Source organism: Sphingosinicella xenopeptidilytica, assembly GCF_042676985.1.
Lineage (GTDB): Bacteria > Pseudomonadota > Alphaproteobacteria > Sphingomonadales > Sphingomonadaceae > Sphingosinicella > Sphingosinicella xenopeptidilytica.
Map to the genome: position 1 here is coordinate 1 of NZ_JBHTIK010000009.1, position 2,348 is coordinate 2,348.

Genomic DNA, 2,348 nt, shown 5'->3' on the forward strand with positions numbered 1-2,348 from the left:
CCCCCGTCAAAGACGTCGACCTTGCCATCTCAAAGATGGAAACCGCACGAACTAAAGTCGCCCCCAATAAAGACCTCAGTGTCGTAAACTGGAAGCACGCAGGCGTACCTATTCCCTAGCGGAAAGTGCAGGTACTTACGTCTGATGCAAACTCCGTGGTAAACTTCTCGAAATAGAACAAGATTCGCATAGCGAATCGTTGCGCAGAAAATGACAATGAGCTCGCCGGAAGCCCTTTCGGCGAGCTCAGTCTTTGGATCGTATGGGTTCGTTGCCCAAACAGGAGAGCCAGGAATGCCCCCCCGTCAAGTTGATCGCTTTCTGAAAAGGCTCGCGCCTGCCGTTCAGGAGACAGGGAAGTCACGATTGGCGCTGACCCTGGACTTTCTTGCAAAGCGTGCGAAAGGGTACAGTATTTCAGAGTATTTTTCGGTACCGCTCTACGATGGCGTGCCGCCAAACTATATTCCGCATCGGGATTACCACGCTGCGGAGCGCCTGCTGAATCCGCGTATCACCGGCGTGGTCGGCTTTTCGAAGTGGGTGCAGTATAATTTCTTCAAGGCGAACGGCATACCCCAGCCGGAAACCTACGGGTTCGTCAATGGAACACGCGGCGTCCTGAACGGCACCCCCTTCGTTCCCTCGTCCAGAACGCTTTGTGAACAGCTGCGAAGCCTGACGCTGCCGACGCTTGTGAAAATGCCTCCTGTAAACGGGCAGCCGCATGTCGATATTCTGCTGGATATCGACGAAGCGGGCGGCCGGCTGCATTTTGAAGCGCGGGGATGGCGGGATATCGATGGATTGCTGTCCGGGCCCGAAGGCGAGGGCGCAGGGATTCTCTTCCAGGAATTGCTGAACCAGCATCAGGCACTCGGTGTTTTCCCGCCGGCCCTCAATACGCTGCGCGTCATCACCCATATCGGACCCACGGGCGAGATCGATATTGCCGCCTGCTTTTTGAAGATCGCACGGACGGGCCACCGCATAGACAATATGCATCACGGTGCCGTGGGCGCCCATGTCGATCTGTCGTCGGGGCGGCTGGAAAAGGGTTTCAGCGGCGCCGGCCGCACGCGTTTCACGCATCATCCCGATACGGGCGCTCCCATCGAAGGTTTCGAGGTGCCGTTTTTCGCGGAGGCGATTGCGCTGGCGAAGCGCGCGCATCCGCTGCTGCAGTCGCCCAGCCTTATCGGTTGGGACGTTGCGGTTACCGATGAGGGGCCGAAAATCATCGAAGCCAATAGCTATGTCGCCTTCTGGACGACCCAGAAAGGCGACCACGGGCTTGGCCAAAGCTCGATCGGCCGTCATATCAGGGCTGTTCTTGATCGTTAGGAACGCTCAGAGGCAATGAGGCAGCGGAGCGCTTTGGTCGGCGGACTCTGTGCCGGGATGTTCGCGCTCCTCGGCGGACCGGCATATGCTGCGGCTTCCGCGCAGATCCGGATCGAAGGGCGCGCTGTCACGATCGCTTCCCTCGGGGCCATTCGAACGCCGACCGGCGTATGGCCGGTGGACGATCTCGGGCGCTTCGATGACGTACATGCCTATCGCTTCCGATATGAATCCAGGCCCGATTGGTGGAGCATTTGTCTGGTGCGCCGCCCCGACGGGTCGGGCCAGATCGACGACCGCGCGTATTCCATCGCCTATTCCGGCGAGACCTTCCGCATATCGGCATTGCCCGGCAGCATGAAGTGCGCCGATTCGGGCGAGCCCGTCTCTCCATCGATTGAGCGGCTCCTTGATGCCGTTTCGGCAAGACGTGTGCTGCCATACAGCCGACAGGCGTTCCGCGGCTGGCCCAAGGCGCCGGCGAAGGCGCTTCCAAGATTACCGAGAGGCGCGGTCCCTGTTTACCGGCCCGATCGGATCTACGGTCTCTCGGGCTCCTACAATGCGATCGGAATCGTCACGGGCCAGGGGGGGGAATATTCATCCTCGCGCGGCTTCGTTTCAGGAGATGATGCCGTTCTGATTGCCGCTGCGATTGACGGCGACAGGTCGCTTTTCAGCGATGCCGCAAAGCGGAATCGCGTGCAGATGCTTTACGGCCTGAGCCTTCCCAACCTCGCGATCTGGTCCGAAAATCACAATGTTCTCAGAGATCCGCAAAAGCCCTTCAGGAAAGATCGGCCCTACATCAACGAGGGCAAGGCGAACGGCCGCGATCACTATGGCAAAGAGGGAAACTGGATCGTTCCGGCGGATTACGCCTATCTCGCCGAGCTTGGTGCGACGCCGGGAAAGTCCATGGCGCACGGCAACCGCGATGAAGCGCATTTGTTCAATCATGGCTATGCGTACTGGCTTGCGACGGGAGATCCGCGCGCGGCGAT

The 2,348-nt window shown here is 59.3% G+C and carries 2 protein-coding genes; both read left to right on the forward strand.

Going from position 1 to position 2,348, the window contains the following annotated elements:
• Positions 1–216 precede the first annotated feature (216 nt).
• Positions 217–1,344 (forward strand): sugar-transfer associated ATP-grasp domain-containing protein, encoded by a 1,128-nt coding sequence (locus ACFQ00_RS13955; RefSeq protein WP_381492018.1) that lies wholly within the window; start codon positions 217–219, stop codon positions 1,342–1,344.
• A 15-nt stretch (positions 1,345–1,359) separates the two neighbouring features.
• Positions 1,360–2,348: hypothetical protein (locus ACFQ00_RS13960; protein WP_381492021.1), on the forward strand; the 989-nt coding region annotated here is incomplete at its 3' end.

Excerpts from the sequence above, each read along its gene's own strand:
- ACFQ00_RS13955 (WP_381492018.1), top strand. The coding sequence starts at position 217 with ATGAGCTCGCCGGAAGCCCTTTCGGCGAGCTCAGTCTTTGGATCGTAT.